Annotated in this window: 17 protein-coding genes; 6 read left to right on the top strand and 11 right to left on the bottom strand. The window is 59.4% G+C overall.

Going from position 1 to position 25,624, the window contains the following annotated elements:
• Positions 1 to 3: 3 nt before the first annotated feature.
• Positions 4 to 1,581 carry a DUF5928 domain-containing protein gene (locus ACR0B7_RS14485; RefSeq protein ID WP_170486158.1) on the top strand — a complete coding sequence of 526 codons (1,578 nt, stop codon included), beginning with the start codon at positions 4 to 6 and terminating at the stop codon, positions 1,579 to 1,581.
• A gap of 39 nt (positions 1,582 to 1,620) precedes the next feature.
• Here the strand turns inward: ACR0B7_RS14485 and amaB are convergent, their stop codons facing one another.
• Positions 1,621 to 3,117 (bottom strand): L-piperidine-6-carboxylate dehydrogenase, encoded by a 1,497-nt coding sequence (gene amaB, locus ACR0B7_RS14480; RefSeq protein WP_170486182.1) that lies wholly within the window; start codon positions 3,115 to 3,117, stop codon positions 1,621 to 1,623.
• Positions 3,118 to 3,135: 18 nt separating this feature from the next.
• Positions 3,136 to 4,242 (bottom strand): saccharopine dehydrogenase NADP-binding domain-containing protein, encoded by a 1,107-nt coding sequence (locus ACR0B7_RS14475; RefSeq protein ID WP_170576861.1) that lies wholly within the window; start codon positions 4,240 to 4,242, stop codon positions 3,136 to 3,138.
• Between the two features lie 417 nt (positions 4,243 to 4,659).
• Here ACR0B7_RS14475 and ACR0B7_RS14470 point away from each other — a divergent pair, with 417 nt between their 5' ends.
• Positions 4,660 to 8,289 carry a flavoprotein gene (locus ACR0B7_RS14470; RefSeq protein ID WP_170576862.1) on the top strand — a complete coding sequence of 1,210 codons (3,630 nt, stop codon included), beginning with the start codon at positions 4,660 to 4,662 and terminating at the stop codon, positions 8,287 to 8,289.
• On the opposite strand, the gene ACR0B7_RS14465 is transcribed toward ACR0B7_RS14470, so the two are convergent.
• The 8 genes from ACR0B7_RS14465 to ACR0B7_RS14430 all read right to left on the bottom strand — a co-directional run bounded on the left by ACR0B7_RS14465 (position 8,286) and on the right by ACR0B7_RS14430 (position 20,770).
• The gene (locus tag ACR0B7_RS14465) at positions 8,286 to 9,449 is read right to left on the bottom strand and encodes a hypothetical protein (protein WP_170486161.1); all 1,164 of its coding nucleotides are present in this window, start codon (positions 9,447 to 9,449) and stop codon (positions 8,286 to 8,288) included. The two genes, ACR0B7_RS14470 and ACR0B7_RS14465, sit on opposite strands and share 4 nt — an antisense overlap.
• 10 nt (positions 9,450 to 9,459) lie before the next feature.
• Positions 9,460 to 12,729 carry an adenylate/guanylate cyclase domain-containing protein gene (locus ACR0B7_RS14460; protein WP_170576863.1) on the bottom strand — a complete coding sequence of 1,090 codons (3,270 nt, stop codon included), beginning with the start codon at positions 12,727 to 12,729 and terminating at the stop codon, positions 9,460 to 9,462.
• A 123-nt stretch (positions 12,730 to 12,852) separates the two neighbouring features.
• The gene (locus ACR0B7_RS14455) at positions 12,853 to 14,562 is read right to left on the bottom strand and encodes an ABC transporter ATP-binding protein (RefSeq protein WP_170486163.1); all 1,710 of its coding nucleotides are present in this window, start codon (positions 14,560 to 14,562) and stop codon (positions 12,853 to 12,855) included.
• A gap of 4 nt (positions 14,563 to 14,566) precedes the next feature.
• Positions 14,567 to 15,517 carry an ABC transporter permease gene (locus ACR0B7_RS14450; RefSeq protein WP_170486164.1) on the bottom strand — a complete coding sequence of 317 codons (951 nt, stop codon included), beginning with the start codon at positions 15,515 to 15,517 and terminating at the stop codon, positions 14,567 to 14,569.
• Positions 15,514 to 16,491 (bottom strand): ABC transporter permease, encoded by a 978-nt coding sequence (locus ACR0B7_RS14445; protein ID WP_170388651.1) that lies wholly within the window; start codon positions 16,489 to 16,491, stop codon positions 15,514 to 15,516. The genes ACR0B7_RS14450 and ACR0B7_RS14445 overlap by 4 nt, the downstream gene beginning before the upstream one ends.
• A 48-nt stretch (positions 16,492 to 16,539) precedes the next feature.
• Complete coding sequence (locus ACR0B7_RS14440) at positions 16,540 to 17,487, bottom strand: glutathione S-transferase C-terminal domain-containing protein (protein ID WP_170486165.1); 948 nt, start codon at positions 17,485 to 17,487, stop codon at positions 16,540 to 16,542.
• A gap of 4 nt (positions 17,488 to 17,491) precedes the next feature.
• A complete protein-coding gene (locus tag ACR0B7_RS14435) occupies positions 17,492 to 19,057 on the bottom strand; it encodes an ABC transporter substrate-binding protein (protein WP_170486166.1) in 1,566 nt (521 codons plus the stop codon).
• 132 nt (positions 19,058 to 19,189) lie between these two features.
• Entirely contained in the window at positions 19,190 to 20,770 is a 1,581-nt protein-coding gene (locus ACR0B7_RS14430; protein WP_170486167.1) for an ABC transporter substrate-binding protein, read from the bottom strand.
• A gap of 346 nt (positions 20,771 to 21,116) precedes the next feature.
• Between ACR0B7_RS14430 and ACR0B7_RS14425 the strand changes: the two genes are divergently transcribed.
• From ACR0B7_RS14425 to ACR0B7_RS14410, 4 genes are read left to right on the top strand one after another with little or no spacing between them, the layout of a single operon-like run.
• Positions 21,117 to 22,604: an FAD-binding oxidoreductase gene (locus tag ACR0B7_RS14425; protein WP_170571184.1), complete on the top strand. Its 1,488-nt coding sequence runs from the start codon at positions 21,117 to 21,119 to the stop codon at positions 22,602 to 22,604.
• Positions 22,601 to 23,011, top strand: a complete 411-nt coding sequence (locus ACR0B7_RS14420; RefSeq protein WP_170486169.1) for a DUF4383 domain-containing protein — start codon at positions 22,601 to 22,603, stop codon at positions 23,009 to 23,011. The genes ACR0B7_RS14425 and ACR0B7_RS14420 overlap by 4 nt, the downstream gene beginning before the upstream one ends.
• A complete protein-coding gene (locus ACR0B7_RS14415) occupies positions 23,008 to 24,054 on the top strand; it encodes a hypothetical protein (protein ID WP_170486170.1) in 1,047 nt (348 codons plus the stop codon). The genes ACR0B7_RS14420 and ACR0B7_RS14415 overlap by 4 nt, the downstream gene beginning before the upstream one ends.
• Positions 24,044 to 24,334, top strand: coding sequence for a hypothetical protein (locus tag ACR0B7_RS14410; protein ID WP_170571187.1), 291 nt, complete (start codon positions 24,044 to 24,046; stop codon positions 24,332 to 24,334). Before ACR0B7_RS14415 ends, ACR0B7_RS14410 begins: the two co-directional genes overlap by 11 nt.
• A gap of 3 nt (positions 24,335 to 24,337) precedes the next feature.
• Here ACR0B7_RS14410 and ACR0B7_RS14405 read toward each other — a convergent pair whose 3' ends face one another.
• Positions 24,338 to 25,624, bottom strand: coding sequence for an amidohydrolase family protein (locus ACR0B7_RS14405; RefSeq protein WP_170486172.1), 1,287 nt, complete (start codon positions 25,622 to 25,624; stop codon positions 24,338 to 24,340).

Genomic DNA, 25,624 nt, shown 5'->3' with positions numbered 1-25,624 from the left:
GAAATGGCCAGGATCGCCTATATTTTGCTGTGCCACAAAGACCCTGACGCAATCATTGCGCAGGCCGAGCAACTGACGGCCGCCGGGGATTGCATGGCCATTCATTTTGACGCGCGTGCCAGCTCTGCCGCATATGCGCGCATTCAGGACGCGCTGGGCCCAAATCCGAACGTCACTTTTGCCGCCAAGCGGATCAAGTGTGGCTGGGGAGAGTGGTCGTTGGTGCAGGCCACATTGCACGCCATCGAAGCAGCGGTGGACGCTTTTCCACGCGCCACCCATTTCTACATGCTGTCTGGCGACTGCATGGCGATAAAGACGGCGGAATACGCACACCGTTTTCTGGACGAACGTGACAAGGATTTTGTCGAAAGCCACGACTTCTTTGAAAGCAAATGGATCAAGACCGGCATGAAAGAGGACCGGCTGATCTATCGCCACTATTTCAACGAGCGGACGCAATCCCGTTGGTTTTATGCCGCGTATGAGCTTCAGAAACGCTTTGGCCTGACCCGCGAAATTCCCGCCGACATCCAGGTCAAGATCGGCAGTCAATGGTGGTGTCTGCGCCGCCGGACGGTCGAGATGATTCTGGACTTCCTGAAACAGCGCCGGGATGTGATCCGTTTCTTCTCGACCACGTGGATTCCAGATGAAACCTTTTTCCAGACCCTAGTTCGGCACCTGGTGCCAAGAGAAGAGATCGAGAACCGAACACCGACCTTCCTGATGTTCTCGGACTATGGGATGCCGGTAACATTCTACAATGATCACTACGACATGCTGCTGGGACAGGACTATCTTTTTGCGCGAAAGATCAGCCCAGAAGCACACGAGCTGAAAGAGAGGTTGGGCAAGCTCTACGCAGCCGAGGGCGTTGATTTTCCGATATCCGACGAAGGGCGATATCTCTACGGGTTTCTGACCGGCCGGGGGCGGGTTGGCCGCCGGTACGGGCAGCGGTTCTGGGAAGCGGGAAATACGCTGGGGTCTGACCGCGAAGTCTTTCTGATCGTGTGCAAGAAATGGCACGTCGCCAAGCGGCTGGTTGACCAGATCGTTTCCGAGACCGACATTCCATGTGTCGAGTACCTGTTCAACGAACAGGACACTGCCCTGCCCGATCTCGGCGGCATCGAAACAACGCTGGTCAAGCGATCCCGCCACCGACGCGCGGTCGTGCGGATGCTGTTCGACAGCTTCGATACGGACAAATTGGTCATCTGCGTCGACCCCGCCAACCTGGACATTATCGAGGACTTCAACTCTGACCGGGCCAAGACGCACGTGCTTGAGATCGAGTGTGAATATTCGGACGACTACCTGATCGGCCACGCCCGTCGGGTTGGTTTGGCCGGCATTGATAGCCCCGCCGATACGGTGTCGGGCCTGGTTCCAACGCTGCGCAATTCCCTCGCCCACGAGTCAGATTTGATCCGGGGGGCGGGTCTGAACGATTACGTGCGCATCCGGGAAACTGACTCGCGCGCTGAAAACGAAGCGTCCCTTGCCGCGTTTCTTGGGATTTCTGCGAAACAAGCGCATGCCGTTATGCGCCTGGATTACCTGTTTGCAGATTGACGATCCGGCGGCTCAGGTGTGAGCCGCCGGATCTTTGGGTCAGATGTCGAATTTGACGCCCTGCGCCAGCGGTAATTCAGCCGAGTAATTCACCGTATTGGTCTGACGCCGCATATAGGCTTTCCACGCGTCCGATCCGCTTTCGCGTCCACCGCCGGTTTCTTTTTCGCCACCAAACGCGCCACCGATTTCGGCCCCCGACGGTCCGATATTGACGTTGGCGATGCCGCAATCCGATCCGGCTGCGGTCAGAAACTGCTCGGCCTCGCGCATGTTCAGGGTGAAGACACAGGAGGACAGCCCCTGCGGCACGTCGTTCTGAATCTCAATGGCATCGTCGAAATCGTCATAGCCCATCACGTAGAGGATCGGCGCAAAGGTTTCGGTCTTTACCGTAGCCGTCTGGCCGGGCATCTCGACAATGGCGGGCTGCATATAGACGCCATCCGGCACGCCCTCGGTCACGCGCTGGCCGCCGAACACGGTGCCGCCCTCGGCTTTGGCTGCGTCCAGCGCGGCGGTCATGGCCGCGCCTGAGGCTTCATCCACCAGCGGACCGATCAGCGTGCCCTCGGTCAGCGGGTTGCCGATGGGCAGACCGGCATAGGCTTTTTTCAGGCGGGCCACCAGTTCCTCGCGGATCGAGTTATGCACGATCAGACGGCGCAGCGTGGTACAACGTTGACCGGCTGTGCCCACGGCCGAGAACACGATCGCCCGCACCGCCATTTCCAGATCGGCCGAGGGTCCAACGATCATCGCGTTATTACCGCCCAGCTCCAGAATGCACTTGCCAAACCGCTGCGCCACAACCGGGGCCACCGCGCGGCCCATGCGGGTGGAACCGGTGGCGGAAATTACTGGCACGTCTTCGCTGGCCACCAGCGCCTCGCCCAGCGCGGCACCGCCGATCAGGGTTTGCAGCAGGTGGTCGGGCGCATCGCCAAACCGCGCCAGCGCGCGTTCAAAAATCTTCTGGCAGGCCATCGCGGTCAGGGGCGTCTTCTCGGACGGCTTCCAGATCACCGTATCGCCACAGACCAACGCGATCGCCGCATTCCACGACCAGACCGCAACCGGGAAGTTGAAGGCCGAGATCACACCGACCGGACCCGCCGGGTGCCATGTCTCCATCATCCGGTGGCCGGGGCGTTCGGAGGCGATGGTCAGACCATACAACTGACGCGACAGGCCCACGGCAAAGTCGCAGATGTCGATCATCTCTTGCACTTCGCCCAGACCTTCGGAGGTGATCTTGCCGGCCTCCCAACTGACCAGCGCGCCCAAATCGTCCTTGGCAGCGCGCAGTTCTTCACCCAGCAGGCGGATCAATTCACCCCGGCGTGGGGCGGGTACGGTACGCCAGGCTTTGAACGCTGTTTTGGCGTTGGCAAAGACCGCGTTTATGTCGCCAGCTTGGGTTTCATGCACCTCGGCCAGCAGGCTGCCGTCGATGGGGGAATGCACTGGCAACGTGCCGCCGGTCAGTTCAGCCGCCGTCAGGTCCAGATTGGCGAGGGTGGTTTGCGCAGTCATAACGATGTCTTTCATATCTCAGGCCGCCTTGTTCTGTTGGGTTGCATCGCCAGCGCGGTAAAGCTGGCCAAATTCGGTTTTCAGGAAATCGGACAGGGTCACCTGTTCCTGCCGGACAAAGCCCTTGGCAGGCAGCGCGCCCGTGCGCATCAGATCGACCACGCCCAGAACGCCTGCGGCGGTGGTGACCTGAATGGCGCTCCAAACCTGCCCGTTGATCTCGCGCGCGAAGCTCTTGTTGATCAGGGATTTCTCGCGCAAGCTCCCGTCGATCATGCCTTTAGCCGTGCAATAGACCAAAACCACATCCTGATCAGTGCGCGGCAGGGCGGTCTCAAAGATGTCCTTCATCAGATCACGGCGACGTTCCAGCCCCAGATCCTTGAGCAGCAGCTTCAGGATATCGCAATGGCCGGGATAGCGGATCGAGCGGTACGACACCGCCCGCGCCTTGCCGTCCAGCGTTTCAGGCAGCGTGCCCAAGCCGCCGGATGTGTTGAAACACTCATACTCGACCCCGTCATGACCCAGCAGTTCGTAATCTTCCAGCGGCGCGGTCTTGACCCGTTCGCCATTCACGATGGCATCGCACGGGTTGCAGTATTCGTTGATCAACCCGTCAGTGGACCATGTCAGATTGTATTTCAGCGCATTGGTCGGATAGAGCGGCAGAGCGCCGACCCGCATATGCAAACTGTCCAGCTCATCGAACTCCGACGCCAGCGCAGCCCCGGCAATACCGACAAAACCGGGGGCCAGACCACATTGCGGCATGAATACTGTAGCGCTGTCCTTGGCCAATTCGCGCACCGCGTTGGTGGCCGCGACATCCTCGGTCAAGTCAAAGCAATGCGCGCCCGCAGACTTGGCTGCCTTTGCGATTTGCGGGGTCAAAAAGAACGGAGCGGCCGAGATGACGGCATCGAAACCCGTCAGCGCCTTGGCCAGTTGCGCCGCGTCGCTGACGTCGATCTGCCGGGTCGCTATACCCTGCCGGTTAAGCACCGACAGCGCCGACAGATCACGATCCGCAACCGTGACCGAGTAATTGGACGAAGACTTCAGCAGGGTCGCGATCATCTGACCGATCTTGCCTGCTCCGATGACACAGATATTCCAGCTCAAAACGCGCCTCCTCTTTCGTTTTCTGAAAGTATGACGGGCGGCTTGTTCGATCCGCAGGGGTAATCTTGACGAAAAGACAAAAACTTCCGACGTTTCGGCGGACATACCGACACAATGACAAGTCCGTGAATCTGCCCAGCCTATCCGACTGGATCATGCAGCTTCACCCGAGGACGTTCGGCACAGCAAAGACGCGCAGACATATCAACAACATCAGTGATTTTTACCCGTGAATAGGGTAGGGTTTGCTCTATTGGGCCGAAACCTTCGCGCTAATTCCTTGCAAAACCTCGGCCCGGCCAGCGCTGGGATCCGATTGGGCCGGTCTTGTTTGCGACAGACCGAAGGATGCCCGTCGCCAGCAAAGACCCGGTGTTGGTTTTGATGCGTTTCAAGACGAGTTCAGGGGGGAAAAGCGTGCCAAAAGATCCAATTTATAACTCAAAGACGTTCAATCCAACGGATGATGACTGGAAGCTCATCTACGCTGTGCTGTCCTCGGATGACACGTCTGCGATAAATTCGCACTTTGAATTCATCGAAGTTTCGCAGGACACGGTACTGCCCCCGCAAGGTATGTATGTCGTGCTGTCCGGCATCGTTCAGTTGCAGCAGGACGGGTCCGTTCTGGCCACCGCCGATACCGGCGACTATTTCTACGAAGAACACCTTGAGATTTTCGACATTCCCGTCAGCCTCGAGGCCGTGGCAACGCCCGGCACCAGGCTGGCCTACCTGTCCAGCAACCTGTGGTTTGAAATCCCGGTCAAAATCCGCGAAGCCTGTTATGCAACCCTGTTCGGTGATCTGGTCAGCGTGCACTTGCAGAATTTCCAGCAACCGATCAACTGTTGCAGCGTCACGGCGGCCGCGCTCAGCATGTCGGCCTTAGGCTTCAGTTGTGAGGTCAACGACATCTTCCGCGAGTGTGCCCTGCCCACATCTTTCGTGGTGAATGACGGGATTTCCTTGGGCGAGCTTTACGACGTCGCCTGCACGTTCATCCACTCGCAGGGTCTGCGCAAGAAGATACAGGTGCAGGCCTATTTCATGGATGAGGCCACGACCTCGACCCGGTTGCTGCTTGAGGCGATCGACGAATCCAACCGGGTGGGCGGCGACAACGACATTCTGGTGGCGAATTTTCAGGTCGGCGTGGCGCATGGCAAACTGAACATGCCCGGCGGTCACTTTGCCATAATCGCCAAATGCAACCCCAGCACCGGTTTGGTGCACATGATGGATGTCCACCCCGAGAAATACGGCAAACTGTGGGTCACGACGATTGACCGGCTTTGGGCGGGGATGTCGGACCGTGACGGAACCTCGATGCGGTCGCGGGGGATTTTGCGGTTCTCGGCATTGGAGGCGGTGAAGACCACGCTGCAAACGCTGCAACAGGATTGCAATTACGTGGACAGCACCGAATATCTGGCGAAAGACCCCAAGAAACGCCGCAACCTGTTCCGGCGGGCCAGCCCGAACATGAACTCGATGGGGGTTTTGGCTGAAAGCCTGAACATTCTGGGCGACCAGCAGGTCGACGAAGACAAGCTGCTGATTGCGACACAGGCCAATCTGACGGACGCGCTCAGCCGGGTGTCCACGGCCAAGGAAATGCACGCGCTGGCGCAACGCTATCTCAGCCAGACACCTCACGTGCATCTGGGCAGCACCTTCCGTAGCTATGCGGAACGACCGAACAAAGACGCCAAAACGCCCGAGGACTGGTTCCGGGATCAGCTGCACAGCCTGAATGAGCACGACGATCGCCATCTGATGATCAATATCGATTTCAACCGTGTGCTGGGGTTCGAGGTCATCCGCCCCCCCGCGAACGTCTATCGCGAGACGGCCCTGCTGGAGGAGTTCTGGTGCCTCTGCATCGCCTATGACGAAAAGACCGATCTGGTAACGGTCGTGGATATGAGCCCTGCAACCTCGCAAGTCTGGCAGGCTCCGCGCGGACATATCTTCCGTGGTCTACGGGACCTCGGGAACCCGGCAATGCTGGTGATCGAGGAACATGAACCGCCCGAAGATCCCACGGATGTCGAACGCATCGTCAACACCCATCCGATCGTGTTGTTCTATGCGGACGAAGACCCGTGGTCCTATATGCTGCGCAGTATGCTGGCCAATATCGGTATCACCAGCGCCCGGCTGATCGACGTCGAAGGTCACGGGGCCAACGTGATGAAAATGCGGCGGCAGTTGACGATAATGACCGGGAAGGAAAACCCACCCTACCTGTTCTTCAAGGGCGAATGTCTGGGTCGCAGAAAAGACATTGTCGATGTGGTGCTGGATGGCAGCTTTCAGAAAAGCGTCAAGGAAGCCGGGTTGCCGGTGTTGCTGCGTCATGAATCGCCCAGTCTGGACAAGAACATCTTTGGCTACCCCAAGGGCGGGTTGACCGATGCGCCCAGCGAAAAGCGCAACGTGCTGCTGTGTGCCTGCGGGTCATCGGCGGCGGACAAGGTTCCCGATCTGGTCAAGCGGATCAAGGATGCGGGGCATAACGTCAAGCTGATCCCCTCGGTCTCGGCCGAGAAGTTTTTCCGCGATATCGAGGTCGAAGAAGAAACCGGCAATATCAGGAAAACCAAGCCAAAAACGATCGAGGATTATATCTCGCATCACGACTATTACCGCGACGATGACGAGTGGAACTTCCGCTATACCGAGTTCGGCATGCCCCTGCGCGCCTCGCACCTGGCGCTGTGCGATTGGGCCGACTGCGTGATCGTGGCGCCGGTGACCTGCAACACGATGGGTAAGATTGCCAACGGGATCGCCGATAACCTGCTGACCTCGGTCTTTGTGGCATGGCAATACCGGAACAAGCCGGTGATCCTCTGCCCCGCCTGCAACACAAATATGTGGAACAACGTCACCACCCAGAACAACGTCGAAAAGCTGCGTGATCTGGGGGTCGATATCGTGGGGCCGCGCAAGGGCCGTTTGTCCAACGGCATGATGGGAATCGGCATGATGGCCACCCCCGACCAGATCATGGAGGTTCTGGACGAAGCGTTCGAGGAACTGGCGGATCAGGAACACAACATCTGCAAATGGGCGCAGGAGGCCGCGGCCTCGGACGAGTTCGCGCAGTGGACCCGTGTTTTCGACGCAATCGACAAGGGCATGGCCGGGATCGACATCGTGGATGACAGCAACGGCGATACGCTGCTGCACTATGCGGCAGGGGGCGAAGGCGAGCTGCACGAAAACGGGCAGGACCTTGGCAAGCCCGATCTTGAGGCCGCGCAGGAGTTGATAGATCGCGGCATCGACGTCAACGCCACCAACGATCACGGGTTTACCAGCCTGCATGTGGCGGTGATGAACAACTCGGCCAAAATGGTCGAAGTGCTGCTGGGCGCGCCGGGTATCGACGCCAGCAACTGCATCAACTTCCTGCGGGATCCGAAAAACGCCAAGGACGTAAAACAGGTCAAACCCAAGATACGGGCCATGCTGGATGACTGGGCCAACGCCCATACCGTCATCGCGCCCGAGGAAGACCACGACAATGATCTGATCGACGACCGCGAGCGGACCTATCTGTATTTCACCTACGGGTCGCTCAAGAAAGGGTTCCCCAACCACGATGCCCACGCCGAGGTGCTGGACGATTTCGTGGGAGAGGCCGTGACCCGGCAACGTATGCCCCTGATCGTCCCGCACGAGCCGCATTGCGACAATCCCAACTGCGGCTACCTGCACCGGATGGCCACGCTGGTCGATCAGAAAGGGCGCGGCGAACCGATCCGGGGTGAGGTCTATCGCGTCTCCTCCTCGGGCCTGAAAGAGTTGGACAAGCTCGAAGGCTATCACGGCCCCGGCTCGCCCGAGAATGTCTATGTCCGCAAGCGGATCAACGTGCTGATGGACGGGGTCAAGAAGCCCGCCTATGTCTACGTCATTGCACATCCAACCAAGTATCTGGACCAATGGGCCGACGGCACGTCGGGCATCGTAGCGGAATACACGCTGGACATGGCCACGGGCACGCCGAAACCGGGGTTTCATCCAACGCCCTAGTTGAGCATCTCGATCACGACTGCATCCTCGGGGTCAGCCTTGACGCTGAGGTTGTAGGCCGTGATCGCCACCGTGCACAGCAATACAAAGGGCCAGAACGCAGCCTTTGGGATCAGGTTGTCCCGATAGTGAATGAACCGCAGGGACGGCACGGCCTCGGACGCGAACAGGTAGGTGTTCACTGACACGGCCAGCAGCAGGAAATACATCAGGAAAAAGAACGACTCCATGTAGATCACCGGCGATCCGGCAAAGCCTTCGCGCAGTTGCACATGCGCCAGCAGGATCACGAAGAACAGAACCGAGCAGGTACCGATCACGCTGGAGGTGCTGAAATCATGCCGCTCGATCAACTCGGGTCGGCGCGTCACGGTCATGACCGCCCCGAACAGCAGCATGGTAACGACGATCAGGGGGATCATGTGCACGACGAAAGCATTGCCGAAGTTGCGCTTGATGACAAAGTTATAGTGCAGCTCGGGCAGATTGGTCTGGAACTCGGTATCGCTGATGCCCAGCGTGGTGCCCAGATCGGACAGGCGATAGTCGAAATAGGTATTCTCGCGTTCCCACGTGCCCAAGACGATGCGGTTGTCGATCCCGAATATGTCGTCGGGGCCGGTGGCCGGATATGCCGCGAAATCGGGGATCAGGGCCACAGAGGTGTCGAAACTGGCAGGCCAGAACCGGACCCACACGGTTTTATGGTCGAAGGGATAACTGGTGTAGTCGAAATTCTGCCGTAGGGTTTGTTCAAAATACCAACCGATCAGTTCTTCGCCGTCCTGATCCATGCGATAGGCTTCTTCGATCATCCCGCTGGCGGCGTCCGAGGCATCGGGCAGCACGAACCCAACCGCGTCGCCTGTCGGTTTGATCGCGTCATGCACGCCGTCTTGGTAGTGCTGCCAGACATATCCGGTGACATGGACATCGCTGGCATCGGTGAACACAAAGGACTTGATGAAAATACCGGTCCTGACCTGATACTCCGGCACGTTTTCCAAGTCTTGTAGGTAGTCGTCGACCGATGCCTGATCAGGCAGTTGCGTCGGGTCGCCCTCGAAATGGTTCAGCGCCACCAATAGCCTGAACAACAACATAAGCAGTCCAAGCGTCAGGGCACCGGAGATAAACCAAACCTTCTTTTCGATGCTCATTCAGCCCCTCTCAAACATGGTCCAGTCGTCCGACCAGGGACTGTGTGATGCCCATTTCAGAGAAACCCGCGCCCAGCGCCTCGAACTCTTCGTGCGCGCTTAGCGGGATGCCCCAGCCGCCACACGCGGCCAGAACCTTGGTGTGCTGGATCGAAAGGTCGACCATCGGCAAAGGCTCATTGGCGGTGAACCGGGCCAGGGCGTCGGCATACTCGGTGGCTCTGTCCCATTCCTGCCGCGCCAGCATGACGGCGCTTGCGTCGGGATAGAAATGCAAATGGCTGTGTCCAACGCAGCCTTCGGCAATGATCTGTGCGCCCAGTTTCAGGTGTTGATCCTGTTTATCAGGGTCTGTCTCAGCCAAGGCCAGTGCCGACAGCGCCTTTGGCCCCACGAAGTTGCGCCCATGTTCCAGCGCAATGTCCACGGCCCGTTGACCGGTTTCGCGCGCCTGATCCATTTGCCCGGCATAGACCTGCGTCCGCGCCAGATGCTCCAGCGCCTGCGCCTCCAGCCGCTTGGCCCCCACACGGGCGGCGATTTCGGCCGAGACGGTAAACGACTCCAGCGCACCGTCCAGTTCACCCAAAAAGGTCTGCGCCACGCCAAGACATGTTTGAGCCACACATTCCGGCACAAAGGCAAAATACTTCTGCGATATCTCTATGGCTTCCTGCGCATCCACCTTGCCTTGCGCCACGTCGCCGGAATAGCTGCGCGCAACGCTGAGATTGTGCAGGTTTGCGGCCATGTCCCGCACCAACCCTTCTTCGCGCGCACGTTCCACGGCCTGCGTGTAAAACCCGGTCGCCGATTGCATGGTCGCATTCATGAAATTGGCATCGCCAAACCCGCTAAGCGCACCAACCTCCAGCCGCGCCGATTGCAGTTTACGTGCCAGGGTCAGAGCTCTTTCATTGCTGGCCATTGCCTTTTCAACCTGACCCAGCGGGAAATAGATATTGCCGCGCACATAGTTGATCTGCGCGATGTCCCGTTCCGATCCACAGCGTTCAGCAGCGGTCTCGGCGATTTCGAGACTATCCAAGGCCTCTTGGTAAAGACTCGCCTGCCGGTCAGTTTGCGCCAATCCGATATAGGCGCGGCATGTCTGTTCATCGGTCTCGGCAAGGTTGGCCGCCTCTTTGAACTCTCGCAGCGCGTCTTCTGAATATCCCTGCAACCGGTGCGTTTCCCCCCGCGCACACAACAGATCGAACCGAACCCCAGCCGGGGCCGGTAGGTCCAGGGCGCGCTCGATCAGGGGGCTGGCCTCATCATATTGAAAGCCCTGGATCAGGTTTTCGGCAGCCTCAAGATAGGCTTGTGCCGCGTTGCTTGCGCCTGCACGATCCAGATGCTGGGCGCGCAGGGTCGCATCCCGGTCTTCAAACCACTTGGCAGCCTCGCGGTGCAGCCGCGCGCGTTCAGACTTTACCAGCGTGGCGTAAGACCCATCCCGGATCAGGGCATGCGCAAACATCAGGTCTGCCCCGGCTTCGCGGATCAAGGCCGACCGGATCAGGGTCGAGGTATCCAGATGCCCTTTACCCAGAATGAAGTTCAGAACCTCGGGCCAGAAGCGTTGCCCCAGAACCGAGGCCGCCTGAATCGCGGATCGGCTGGGCGGGTCCAGCGCATCCAGCCGCGACTGAACGATGCCTTGGATACTGCCGGGAACCGAGTCACGCTTGAGCACGTCGATATTGCGCAACAACTGCTCCAGAAACAGCGGGTTGCCACCTGCCCGGCGCACGCAGGCGTCCAGAAGTTCAGGGTCGATGCCGGTGAATTCCTCGACCAGTTGGCGGGCCTGATCATCCCCCATCGGTGCCAGTTCCAGCTTGGACACCAGCGCGCCTTCGGTGCCAAGCTGCCAATCGCGATCAATCGGGTCGCCTTCGACACGGCTGGTCATCAGCAGCACGCAAGGCAGATCGCGCGTTGCGGCCGCGATATGGGCGCAGGCCGTCAGGATGTCGGGCGTCGCCCAGTGAATATCCTCGATCTGGATCAAGAGCGGGCTGTCCTGACTACAGGCGGCAATCAATTCGTCAATCACCTGACGCCGCCCACGCAGGCGCGTGGCGTTGTCCATGACCGCATAAACTTCGGCCAGTCCGGGATCTTGCTCCAGCTCCAGCAGCGCGTTTAGATGCGTGGCATTGGATGGTGACACCCAACCCTTGCCAATCGCGCTTTTGGCCACTTCTGCGCAGGTCTCGGCGTTGTCGGTTGCCTCAAGCCCCAACATGCTGCGGGCCACGGATTGAATGGCTGAATGCCCCTCGCGCGCGCCGAAATCCATAAGGACGCCGGTATGCACGGCGTAAGACAAGCTGCCGGCAACCTCGGCAACCTGTTCGGACAGATGCGTCTTGCCGATACCCGGTTCACCCAGAACGATATGGACCTCGCCCTTGCCGTGTCGCTGGCATCGGTCGAACGTGGCCGAGAACAAAGACATCTCGCGCTCGCGGCCCACAAACCGATGACGGCGCGAGCGGATGTTCCGGGCCAACCGGTCCAACCGCCAAAGCTCGATAGGCTCGTTCAGCCCCTTGATGGCCTTGGCGCCCATCGACTCGCCCACGAAAAGCGGCCCCAACGCGCGTTGAATGTCGTGTGACACAAGCGTTTCACCCGGCGCAGCCATATCCGTCACCCGCGAGGCAAGGTTCACCCCGTCGCCGGTGACGGTGTATTCGGTATGGGCCTCGCTGCCGGTCGTACTGGCGATGACCTGCCCCGACGCGATCCCGATGTGGCAGGACAGGGGCCGGGTCAGTGTGGGCAGAACCGCATGAATCTCTAGCGCGGCCCGCGCCGCGCGTTCGGTATCGTTGGTGTGCGAGATCGGCGCGCCGAACACGGCCATCACCGCGTCACCGATATGCTTGTCGATCCGGCCGCCGTATTTCTCGACGACGTGATCCACCTTGTGAAAGAATTCGTTCAGCAGCGCGTGCATGTCCTCGGCATCCAACTCGCTGGACAGCCGCGTAAACCCGGTCAGGTCCGCAAACATGACCGTGACTTGTCGCTTGGCAGGCTCAAGCGGGGTTTGCGGTTCATAGGGCTGAACAAGATCGACCCGCTCAAGTTCGGAAATCGCGCGCAAAAGACGCCGGCGGTCACCGACGGCGGTCACTCCGATTTCGATCAGGTCTTCGCCCGTCAGATCGGGCAAAATCGCGAAATCAATTTTGTTATCCAAAAAGGCTTGCGCATAGTCAGACAAACCAAGTGCGCTTAGCCAGTCCCTAAGGTCCTGAGACATATCGCCCCTCTGAAGCCCCCAACTTCAGACACAGGCGTAGCACAGCAGACCCGTCCGAGTCTGCAATCGTTAACGAATTTAATTTTTAGGCGCCGCCCAAGGCCCGTAAACCGGGCGTTGGGGTCAGGTCTCTGCTTCCAGCCCCTCGGTCGACAGATCGTCGAGTTTGGGCATCAGGCGCAGCAACTCGCCTGCGTATTCGGTTTGCGGATTGGCAAACAGATCGTTGGTCTCTTGCAGCTCGACCACCTTGCCCTGTTTCATCACCGCCACCCGGTCACACATCTGACGCACCACCGGAAGGTCATGACTGATGAACAGCAGGGTCAGGCCCAGATGTTCCTGCAAATCCTTCAGGATGTTCAGGATTTGAGCCTGAATCGACACGTCCAGCGCACTTGTGGGTTCATCGCAGATCAGGAACCGAGGCTGAGTGGCCAAAGCCCGTGCAATCGAAATCCTCTGGCGCTGACCGCCCGAGAACTCATGCGGGTATTTCGTGCCCGCTTCATGACCCAGACCCACCTGATCCAACAACTCATCCACGCGGCGCTTGATGTCGGACCCTTCCATCAGCTTGTGATGACGGATCGGTTCGGCCACGATCTCATCCACGCGCATCCGAGGGTTCAGCGAGGAATACGGATCCTGAAAGATCATCTGGATGTTTTTGCGATAGGCATCCAGCGCGGTCTTGTTGGTCAGGTCGCTGACCACCTGCCCCTGAAACGTGATCGACCCGCCATCGACGGGATACAGCCCCGCAATCATCCGCGCGACCGTGGACTTGCCCGAGCCGGACTCGCCCACGACGCCGAACACTTCACCGGCGCGAATGTCAAAGCTGACATCGTCAACGGCGGTGAAATAGGTGCGATCCCACGGAAGCAGCCCGCGCTTTTGCAGGAACTTCTTGGTCAGGTTGCGAATTTCAAAGACCGGTTTGCTGGTGTCATTGTCCACCTTGGGCCAATGGCGGGCCATATCCTCGATCGCAAAGCGGGTCTCGCGCCCGCCATAGCTGATCTGCGGAAAGCGGTGCAGCTTCAGCGTCGGGCGCGGCACGGCGGCGATCAGCGACTTGGTGTATTCGTGGCTGGGCTGGCCCATGACCTGCGCGGTCGGGCCGCTTTCGACCACTTTACCCGCATACATCACCGTCACCTTGTCGGTGGTGTCGGCAATCACACCCATGTCGTGGGTGATCAGGATGACGCCCACCTGACGCTCGGTCGCCAGCTCCTTGATCAGGTCCAGAATCTGCGCCTGCACGGACACATCCAGCGCTGTGGTCGGCTCATCCGCGATGATCACATCCGGTTCCGTGCACAGCGCCAGCGCGATCACCACCCGCTGCCGCATCCCGCCCGAGAACTGGTGCGGGTACTGGTCCAACCGTGTATCTGGGTCGGGAATACCCACCCGGTCGATCAGGTCACGGGCGCGTTTGTTCGCCTCGGCGTCCGAACCACCCAGATGGGCCTGAATCGTCTCGACCAGTTGCTCACGCACGGTAAACAAAGGATTCAGCGAGGTCAGCGGGTCCTGAAAGATCATCGAGATTTTCTTGCCGCGCAGCCCACGCATCGCCTCGGCGTCCAAACCGCTGATCTGGTCGCCGCTCAGCTTGATCGTACCGCTTGCGATACGGCCGGGGCGGTCCAGCAGGCCCATGATGGCAGCGCCGATGGTGGATTTACCGGCACCGGATTCGCCCACAAGCCCGTGGATTTCGCCGGGTTCCACCGACAGGTCCACATGATCCACAGCGGTGAACAGTTTGCGGCGGGTCGGGAATTCGACCGTCAGGTCATTGATCGTCAGAAGGCTCATGAAATCACCGCAGCTTGGGGTTCAACGCGTCGCGCAGCCAGTCGCCCAGCAGGTTTACGGACAAGGCCAGCGCCAGAAGGGTGCAGGCCGGGAAGAACAGAATCCACCACTCACCCGAGAACAGGAAGCCCTGCCCGATGCGGATCAGTGTCCCCAGCGAGGGCTGGGTCGGAGGCGCACCGACACCGAGGAAGCTCAGCGTCGCCTCGGCAATGATCGCCAGCGCCAATGAGATCGTGGCAATCACCAGAACAGGGCTGAGGACATTGGGCAGGATATGGCGGAACATGATTGGGACAGACCCGCGCCCGATCAGGCGCGCGGCCTGAACGTATTCCTTGTTTTTCTCAACCAGCGCCGCGCCGCGCACCACGCGCGCGAATTGCACCCAGTCGGAAAGCGCAATCGCGATGATCAGGACATAGATCGCCATCTCGTCGCGGTATTCCGGCGGGGTAACACCCTTGGCGATGCCGAAGATCAGCATTGCGACCAGAATAGCCGGGAAGGTAAGCTGCACATCGGCAATCCGCATGATCAGCGTCTCGATCCAGCCACCGAAATAGGCCGCGACCAGCCCCAGCACGACACCAATGATCATTGCCAACAGCACCGCAGCCGCGCCAACGAACAGGGAAATCCGCATCCCGTACAGGATGGTCGAGAAGACGTCGCGCCCCTGATCATCCGTTCCCAACAGGAATGTCTCTTGCGTGAACGCGTTGGGCGTGCCGGGCGGCGTAAACCCGTTCATCAGGTTCAGCGAGGCCGGATCGAACGGGTTATAGGGCGCAATCAGCGGTGCAAAGACCGCAGCCAGCACCAGAACAATCACAACCAAAGTCGCGATGATCGCCACGGGAGAATGCCGGAAGGACCACGCGAAATCACTGTCCCAGAACTTGGCAAACCGCGTTTTTTCAGGGGCTTTGGGGGTATCGAGAGTATCGGTCATGTGGCCCTCGCGTCGACACGCAGGCGCGGGTCAATGGCATAGTAAAGAAGATCGACAATCAGGTTGATCGTCACGAACATGACCGAGATCAGCATCAGATAAGCGGCCATGACGGGAATATCGACGAACTGGATCGCGTTGATGAACAACAGACCAACGCCCGGCCACTGGAACACCGTCTCGGTGATGATGGCAAACGCGATGATCGAGCCCAGTTGCAGACCGGTGATGGTGATCACCGGCACCAGCGTGTTTTTCAGCGCATGGCGGAAGTTGATCACCCGGTCCGACAATCCGCGTGCACGGGCAAAGCGAACGTAATCGGCACGCATCACCTCAAGCATCTCGGACCGCACCAGCCGCATGATCAGCGTCATCTGATACAGGCCCAGTGTGATCGCCGGAAGGATCAGCGCCTTGAGCCCCGAGGTCGTCAGGAACCCGGTTGACCAGTTGCCAATCATAACGGTCTCGCCCCTCCCAAAGCTGGGAAGAAGGTCAAGTTCGACCGAGAAGATATAGATCAGCAATATCCCGATCAGGAAGGTTGGCAGGGACACCCCGATCAGACTGACGGTCATGATGACATTCGCGGCCACCCCTTGTCGTCGGATCGCGGTGAAGACGCCCAAGGCAATGCCCAACGTAATCGCCAGAAAACCCGACACGAAGGCCAGTTCCAGCGTCGCGGGTGCGCGTTCTGCGATGATGGTCGAAACAGGGCGGCCCTGACGGTACGAGACACCAAAGTTCCCTTGCACAGCCCCCTTCAGAAACTTGAAGTATTGAACCGGAAACGGCTGATCCAGACCAAGCTCGGTGCGCAGGCGATCAATGTCAGCCTGCGTGCGTTCCTGTCCCAGCATGTTGTCGATCGGATCGCCGACAAAACGGAACATCGAAAACGCGACCAGACCCACGACCAGCAACACGATCACGGATTGGAACATCCTTCGGACGATATATGCGAACATTCACTTTCCCCATTGATCTTTTTGTCTACGCACGCCTTGACCAGATGGTCAAGATGTCGCGGGTAACAGCGACCGTCTATCCTGCTGGGCCGTCCAGTCGACCTCTGGCCCCAGCGGGACAATACCCAGAGGATTTCTCAGCTCGGATGGTGAGAAATACCCTGCCTTATAGATGTCTGGCTTGGCTGTCCGCCCGATCTCGGGTCGTGCATAGAGATCTCGCGCGTATCCCCACAGGTTTGGGTAGTCAACCAGTCGCCGCAAATTGCAGCGGAATGCATAGTGATACGCCACATCAAAGCGCGCAAGCGTCGGAAACAGGCGCAGGTCGGCTTCGGTCAGAACGTCACCGCAAAGATAGCGGTTGGTTTCCAGATGCGATTCGATCTCGTCCAACATGGCAAAGACGTCCTGAAACCCGGCTTCATACGCCTCTTGCGTGCGCGCAAACCCGGCGCGATAGACGCCATTGTTCAGGCGCGGGTAAATCTTTGCGTTCCAGTCGTCGATCTGGTCCAGCTTGTCCCGCGGGGCAAGGTTCGGCCCATAGCCTTCAAGCGTGCCCAGCATCCTCACCAGATCGGCGGATTCATTGGACACAGCGCGGTTTTCGGCGCGATCCCACAGCAGGGGCACCGTAATCCGCCCGGTATAGGCAGGATCAACCTTGGCGTAGACCTGATGCAGCGCGGTGACGTTGAACAGAGGGTCGGAATACTCACCATCGGCGTCATAGACCCAACCATCGGGCGTTCGACGCGGACGCGCATAGGCAACCGAGATTACATCCTCCAGACCCTTGACCGCTCGGGTCAGCAAAACCCGATGCGCCCAAGGGCAGTTCCACGCGGCATAAAGGTGGAACCGACCCCGCTCAAACGGGCCGTCCGGCAGCGCGTTGCGAATGGTCGACGCCTGACGGCGGTATGCGCCGTCAAGCCTTGTATCCGGGGCGGGGTCTTCCGTGTGGTAGACCCCGTCGATCATCACACCCATGTGGTCAGTTCACCGTCACCCAGCGCAGGATAAAGAAGTTGTCCGGGCGCTGCGTCAGCTCAACATTGCTGCGCGTGCCCCAGACCAATGGCTGCACGTACATCGGAACATAGACCTGTTCGTCCTGATAGATCTGGGTAACTTCGTCCAACATGGCCTGGCGTTTGGTTTCGTCCAGCTCCGATTGAATCATCGGCAACAGCTCATCCACGCGCGCGTTCGAGTATCCACCAAAATTCCAGCTACCCAGCTTCTTTTCTTCGTTCGGCGTGGCCACGAGGAAACGAACGGGGTGCTCGGCGTCAAAGGTGCCCGGGCTCCAGCCCAGCAGGTACATGTCATAATTGTCCTCGCGCAGTTCCGGCCAATAGTTGCGGACGGGCATGGCATCCAGTTCCGCCGTGATCCCGATTTGCGCCAACATGCTGACAATCGCCTGACAGACGGCTTCGTCATTCAGATAGCGGTCATTGGGGCATTTCAGGCCAAACGAGAACCCGTCGGCATAACCCGCCTCGGCCAACAGTGCCTTTGCGCCCTCGACATCAAAGGCCGGGCGATCAGCATTGGCGGCGGAATATCCGCTCATGGCCGGGCTGACCAGTTGCGAGGCGGCCTCGGCATTGCCGCGCATGATCGTGGCGAGAATGGCGTCGACATTTACGGCCTGTGCAATGGCCTGACGCACACGCACGTCACGAAACGGGTTTGGGTTGCCCGCATCATCAGTGTATTTCAATGCCTCGGCTTCGTGATCAAAGCCCAGCATGATCACGCGCGCCTCGATCCCCTGAATGACGTCGACATCGCCATTTTCCTTCAGGCGCGCCACGTCCTGAATGGGGACGGGATTGATCATGTCCACATCGCCCGACAGCAGCGCCGCCACAGCGGTCGCGGGGTTTTGGATCGGATTGAACTCGGCGCGGGTGATGTTGTGCTCAACCTCGCCCCACCAATCGCCATGCGGCTCTAACACGGTCTTTAGCCCCGGCTCCCGCGCGGTCACCTTGAACGCGCCGGTGCCATTGGCGTTGATCGTGGCATAGTTGCCGGACTCCTTGTCGGGCACGGCCGCGTCATTCGCTTCGGTCCAGCCCTGATCCATGATCATCCAGTTGGCGATTGAGGACGGAAACAACGGATTGGGTGCAGTGGTCATGATGTCGACGGTGTAATCGTCAACCACAATCACCTCGCTGACCGGCGCGAACCAACTGCGGGTATCGGCGGCCTCGCCCGAGGCGCGCTGATAGCTGAACAGCACATCCTGCGCATCAAAACTGCTGCCGTCATGAAAGGTCACACCCTCACGCAGCTTGAACCGCCAGCCGTCGCCTTCACCGATCGGCTCCCAGCTAACGGCCAACGCAGGCTCGACCGTCATGTCCTTGCCGCGCCGCACCAGCCCTTCGTAGACATTGTTGAGAAAGCCCAGAACCGGAGCCGAGTTGACGGCGTGCGGGTCCATTGTCTGCGGATCGGTGGTCGAGGCCCATTTAAACTCGGCGGCCTGAACGCTGGTCGCAGCCAGCAGAGCCAGGCCAATGGCGCTGTTTCTGAGGATCATTGTGATGTCTCCCTGTTTTCTGCGGCTGAGTGTTCTTGGTTTTTCGCGTTGGCGCAAGGAATTCTCAGACCGGCTTCAAAACAAAACAGGGCGCGAAAAATCGCGCCCTGCCTGATCACGTATCAGAGTGATTTAGTTCAGCGTGAAATACTTGAACTTAGCGGTGTCATCCGGTGCAACACCCGTGCCGACATTTGACTTCATACCCCAGTTCAGAACCTGATGGTGGATCGGGATGTAAAGCTGTTCGTCCTGAACGACCTGCCAGATTTCAGCAATCTGCTTGTCACGCTCGGGCAGGTTGGTTTCCGATGCCAACGAGACGATTTTGGCGTCCAGATCCGGGTTGGAATAGCGCGTGCCGTTCCACGAACCGTACTTCTCGCCCTTGGTATGAACCAGGAAGTTGAAGATGTATTCGGAATCGTAGGTCGGAACACCCCAGCCCAGCATGTAGAAATCGGTTTCCAGGTTGTTGATCAGCGGGAAGTGCTGTGCCTTCGGCTTGGCATCCAAATTCACCGTCACACCGATCTGGGCCAACATGCCGACAGCCGCCTGACAGATCGCCTCATCGTTGATGTAGCGGTCATTCGGGCAGTTCAACGTCAGAGAGAAACCGCTCGGGTATCCGGCCTCGGCCATCAACGCCTTGGCTTTCTCGATGTCAGTGGTCGACGAGCTGTCCATGCCCTCATCCCAGCCGTTCACGAACGGGGGCGAGATCATCCCGGCAGGAGCCGACTGGCCCCGCATCACAACTTGCTTGATCGCATCGCGGTTGATCGCCATCGACATCGCCTGACGCACACGCACGTCGGACAGGGGGTTCTTGCCGTCCACGTTGTCCGAGGTCAGATCCGCATCGCCCATATTCATGCCGAAGAAGATAACCCGGTTCTGCGGCGCGGTACGCACGTCCAGACCGTCAGTGCCCGCAACACGCTCGAGGTCTTGCACCGGAACGTCCTGAATGAAATCAACCTCACCCGACAGCATGGCCGCAACGCGTGTAGCTGCGTTCTGAATCGGGGTGTAGATGATCTCGGTCACCTGCATGGGGAATTCGTCTTTGCCCCAATAGTCTTCGTTGATCGACAGAACCGTCTTAACGTCTGGCTCGCGGCTGATCAGCTTGTAGGGGCCGGTGCCGTTTGCGTTCTTGGCTGCATAGGTGTCTTCGCCGCCTTCATAATCCTGCACCTTGACGGCGTTGTTCGCCTCGGCCCAGTCCTTGTCCATCATGAACATGTTGGTCAGGTTGTTGGGCATGATCGGGTTCGGACCATCGGTCTCGATCTCGACGGTGTATTTGTCGGTCGCGCGCACCTCTTTCACCGAGGCCAGCAGTTCCTTGTAGTCCGAATCCGGCGTCATCGCGCGGTTCAGCGAGAACACGACGTCGTCGCTGTCGAACTCGGCACCGTCGTGGAAGGTGACGCCTTCACGCAGTTTGAACACCCAGATGTTCGGGTTTTCTTCGGACGGGCCCCATTCGGTCGCCAGAGCGGGCACCATCGCGCCCGTCATGTCGCGCATGACCAGCGGTTCCATGATCTGGTGCGCCAGAGCAGAGGTCGGGCCTTCGTTCTGCGCATGCGGGTCCAGCGTCAGTGCATCACCGGCACGCGCCCAGCGCAGGGTTTCTGCCGATGCGCCTGCCGCCATCATTGCAGTCGCGCTGGCGGCAATCATCAGGTTTCTTAGGATCATTGTTTTCTCCCCAGTTTTCGTTAACGCCGTCGTTTCAACGGCCGACCTTTTCTTTGGTCTTGGTGAACCTGATCATCCAGATCATTTTGACAGTTGCAACAACAGATTGTGCGCGAACCGAATTGTTGGGCCGTCAATGCGTGTTTTGCTCAAATCAATATCGTGATCCACGCTGAGGGCGTCAGGGCAATCCGGCAGCGTGGCCAAGTTGCACGACCAAGAACCGGTAAGGATTTCCTGCGGTTGCATTAAATTTACAAGCGGCCAACTATCCTTGGAGCATTTCGGCTTCTTGGATTGGGGACATTCAGTTCGTGTCGTATTTACTGTCGGGAGAACCCTGCCCATGACGAATTTCACCAGAAGGGCCGCCCTGTTTGCCGCCGGAGGGCTTGCCGGATGGGGGCTTTCGCGTTGGTTAGGCTCTGATCTGCCGGTATATGACGGGACAAACCGAACTATTGCCTCAACGTCAGAAACCATCATGAATGACGCCAGCGGGCTGTCTCCGACGCCGGTCAACAAACATCTGGTTCTGACCGAGGACGCTGGGGACAAGCTGATCGCAGCGCTTCGCAACGAACTTGCCGAAGCTCGCGCCGAGGGTCGCCCTGTCAATGTGGGTGCAGCTCGCCATTCGATGGGTGGGCAGGCCATTCCGCGCGACGGGACGGCAATTACCTTTGACAATGGTGCGGTGCAGATCGACAGAGCAGCCCAATCCTACCGCGCGCATGCCGGTGCGCGCTGGTCGCAGGTGATTGCCGCGCTGGATCCGGCGGGGTGGTCGCCCAAGGTGATGCAGTCGAACCATGATTTCGGCGTTGCGGCCACGTATTCGGTCAATGCCCACGGCTGGCCCGTACCGTTTGGTCCGATGGGCTCAACCGTTCGGTCGCTGCGGATGCTCCTGCCATCCGGAGAGCTGGTGACATGCTCGCCCACCGAAAACACCGACCTGTTCAATCTTGGTATGGGCGGGTACGGCCTGATTGGGATCATCGTCGATATGGACGTTGAAATGGTTCCCAACACCCGCCTGTCTCCGTCCTTTGATGTGATGGAGGCGCGGGACTTCGCGGCGGCCTTTCAATCCGCGATCGACGACCCGGCGGTCACGATGGCCTATGGCCGGCTCAACGTAGAGCGCGAGACGTTTTTTGAAAAAGCGCTGCTGATCACCTATCGCGAAACCGCTGACCAAACCGATTTGCCACCGGCGGTGGGCTCGGGGTGGATGTCGCACGCGGCCAGCCGCCTGTATCGGGCGCAACTGGGAAGCGAAGCGTTCAAAAGCTTCCGCTGGTGGAACGAAACAACGCTTGGACCCGCACTGGGCGGCGGCGACGCAACCCGCAATTCCCTGATCAACGAACCGGTCGTCACGCTGGATGACCGCAACCCGGACCGCACCGATATCCTGCACGAATACTTCGTGGGTTTCGATGCGTTCGATGATTTCCTGACCGCCTGCCGCGAGGTGATCCCCGCTTCGTATCAAGAGTTTCTGAACGTCACCCTGCGCTATGTTGCGCAGGATGATCAGGCGGTTCTATCTTTCGCGTCCGAGCCCCGGATCGCCGCTGTAATGTCGTTCAGTCAAGAGATGACCCAACGCGCCGAGGCGGACATGACCCGGATGACGCAGGCTCTGATAGACCGGATCGTCGAGATCGGAGGGGCATATTACCTGCCCTACCGCCCGCATGCACGGCTGGATCAATTAACCTCGGCCTATGCGCGGGCACCGGAATTCGCGCAGGCCAAACGCCGGCTGGACCCCCAGCTTGTGCTTCGGAACAACCTTTGGGACAGCTATCTGGGGCAACTATGACCAATCTGCAAAAACTGTGCCTTGTGTATTTCGTCGCGCTGATGATCGCGGCATCGCTGAACTATGTCCCCGGCCTGACGGACGAAAACGGGCTGGCGTTCGGGATCTTTGCGCTGGATATCTATGACGATGCGCTGCACGTCGCCTCGGCGGTCTGGGCGTTGGTGGCCGGGCTGTGGTCGCACCGGGCCGCGCGCACCTTTCTGATCCTGTTCGGGCTGGCCTATCTGGGGGATGGCGTTTTCGGGTTCTTCACCGGCTATGGCTATCTGGATCTGGGTATCTTCACCAACGCGTCGGCGGGACTTGACCTGTCGATGGGACGTATCTTTGCAAACCTTCCCCATCTGGCTCTGGGCGGTATCGCGGCTTGGGCCGGTCTGCGCGATATCAGGAGAACGACATGAGATTTCTTCTGCGCTGGATGCGCCGACTGGTTCTGCTGATTGTGGTCGTCGCGCTATGCTTGGTTGCCCCGATCATCTATGTCGAGACAAGCTGCAAGGGAACCGCGCAGTTTCAGCCCTATGACGCCCTGCTACCGCCCGAACACCACCGCCCCGAAACCCGGACGCTGATGACCTATCCGGAATGGCACATCGTACACGCGTATGAAGATTACGCCGAGGTTCTGCGGCAGGGTGATCCGCATGACTATGGATTCTGGCAGGGGATCACGGGGTTCTGGAGCTCGCTCTGCGCGCTGTCGCAAAGCGCATCGGCGCATGGCGAGGTGGATGCTGCGACCAAGCAGATGATCTATGTCATCGGCACCAGTTTCACGGCCGAGCTTGCTCTGAAAGCTGCGTATGAAGAGACGTTGGGGCGTTTGTTCACAGCATTGCGCGGACCACAGCGTGCACCGCTGGATGATCTGTCGGCGCAACAGGCCGCAGAGTACGCCCAGTTTCTGCAACAGGTGCCTTGGTACAAATGGCCCTTTGCCGAGGATGCTCAGGACCTGTTGAACCAGTCCAGCGGATCATTGCGCGACAGCGAACGCGCAATCGCCTTGGGGCTCGAATACACAGTCAAGGACGGCTACGCTGGCCTTATCGAACAGGCGGTCGGTCAGGTTGGCGCGGATGAGCTGACCCTGCGCATGATCGTCACCGGGCCAGAAAACCTGCTGGCTTACCCGGACGTGCAGATCGTCGGCTCTGGCCCCGACGGGATCGAGATCGAGACGCCCCGGTATCGCGAATTAACCAACCTTCTGGTCGACATGGCGCGCGATGGCGTTGATCTGGTCGAAATCGCGGGGAATGATGACATCATGTTCACCGCCCTATCCCAAAAGCCGGCCGAAAGTGGCGCGGTTTTCAGTGCGCCGCGCCAGGGATTTGACGACTATCGCCACCTGATCGTGGTCAAAGTCCCACAGCTTGCCGAACAGCTGCGTCAGTTGGACGGCTCTGGCCTGACGCTGGAACATATTCATGACTATTAGGTCCGTTCTGATCGCCCTGCCCCTTTTGGTGCTGGGCTGGCTATCGACACTCGTGGTCGTGGCTTTGCTAACGGACGAAGCGCCAGCCTATGTGGTCCTGTTACCGCAGGACAGGTTGCTGGACGGGTTGCCCGAGGATACGGCGGTTCTGGCGGCCTCCAGGCTGAGTGTGACAGTCGCCTCCGATGCGCCCGGCTTTGCCAAGGCGCTCTATTCCAGCGGCGCGCGGTTGGTTCTGCCGGCGGGCCTGCCCGGTTGCCTGCCGTTGCCCAAGGTCTGACGTTTACTCTTCAAACGGCACACGTGCCTCGTCCAAAGTCCTTTGAACGGACGGCAGGTTCAACGTGTGCGTGACCGGGGCCGAGCGCGAGATCACCCGCCCCTTGCGCACCACGGCCAGACGATGGGCGCGCAGGCGGATCGCCTCGATCGGGTCGGCGGCCTGCAACAGCACGAAGTTCGCGTCACAGCCCTTGGCGACGCCGTACCCCTCAAGCCCCATGATCCGGGCCGAGTTCTGTGTCACCGCGTCAAAGCACCATGTCATATCGGCACGACTGGACAGTTGCCCAACATGCAGGCCCATAAAGGCCACATCCAACATGTCTGCCTTGCCCAGCGAATACCACGGGTCCATCACGCAATCCGACCCAAAGCCCACAGTGATCCCCGCATCGCGCAACTCACGCACTCGGGTCTGTCCCCGGCGCTTGGGATAGGTGTCGTGGCGGCCTTGCAGCATGATGTTGATCAAGGGGTTCGGGATCGCATGTACCCCGGCCTCGACCATCAGCGGGATCAGCTTCGAGACATAGTAATTGTCCATCGAATGCATCGAGGTCAGATGCGAGCCCGCAACCCGGCCATTCAGACCCAAACGCTGGGTTTCATAGGCCAGCGTTTCGATATGGCGGCTGTGTGGATCGTCGCTTTCGTCGCAATGCATATCGACCATCAAGCCGCGCTCGGCCGCGATTTCACACAGCAGACGCACGGATTCGGCCCCGTCCGCCATGGTGCGTTCAAAATGCGGGATGCCGCCCACCACATCCACGCCCATATCCAGTGCGCGGATGGTGTTCTGCATCGCGGTCGGGTCGCGCAGCACACCGTCCTGCGGGAAGGCCACCAGTTGCAGGTCAAGGTAATCCTTCACCTGTTCGCGCACCTGCAACAGCGCCTGCACGCCCTTCAGCTCATCATCGCAGGTGTCCACATGGCTGCGGATCGCACCGATCCCCTTGGCCACCGCCAATTCGCAATACCGCAGGGCGCGTGCGACGATGTCGTCGACCGATTGCAGCGGCTTCAACTCTCCCCACAGCGCGATCCCCTCAAGCAGAGTGCCCGAGACATTCATGCGCGGATTGCCCAGTGATAGGGTCGCATCCATGTGAAAATGCGGATCGACAAAGGGGGGTGAGATCAACTGGCCTTCGGCATCTATGACCTCGGCGGCATCGGCGGTGATCCCGGCCTCGACCGCTGTGATCTTGCCGTCCGTGCAGGCGATGTCCATCCCGGTCTGACCGTCGGTCAGTGTGGCGTTTTTGATAAGCAGATCGACCAT

Source organism: Ruegeria sp. BB6 (assembly GCF_056539385.1).
The sequence above is the reverse complement of the archived record's forward strand: the minus strand, read 5'-3'. Positions and strand labels throughout refer to the sequence as shown.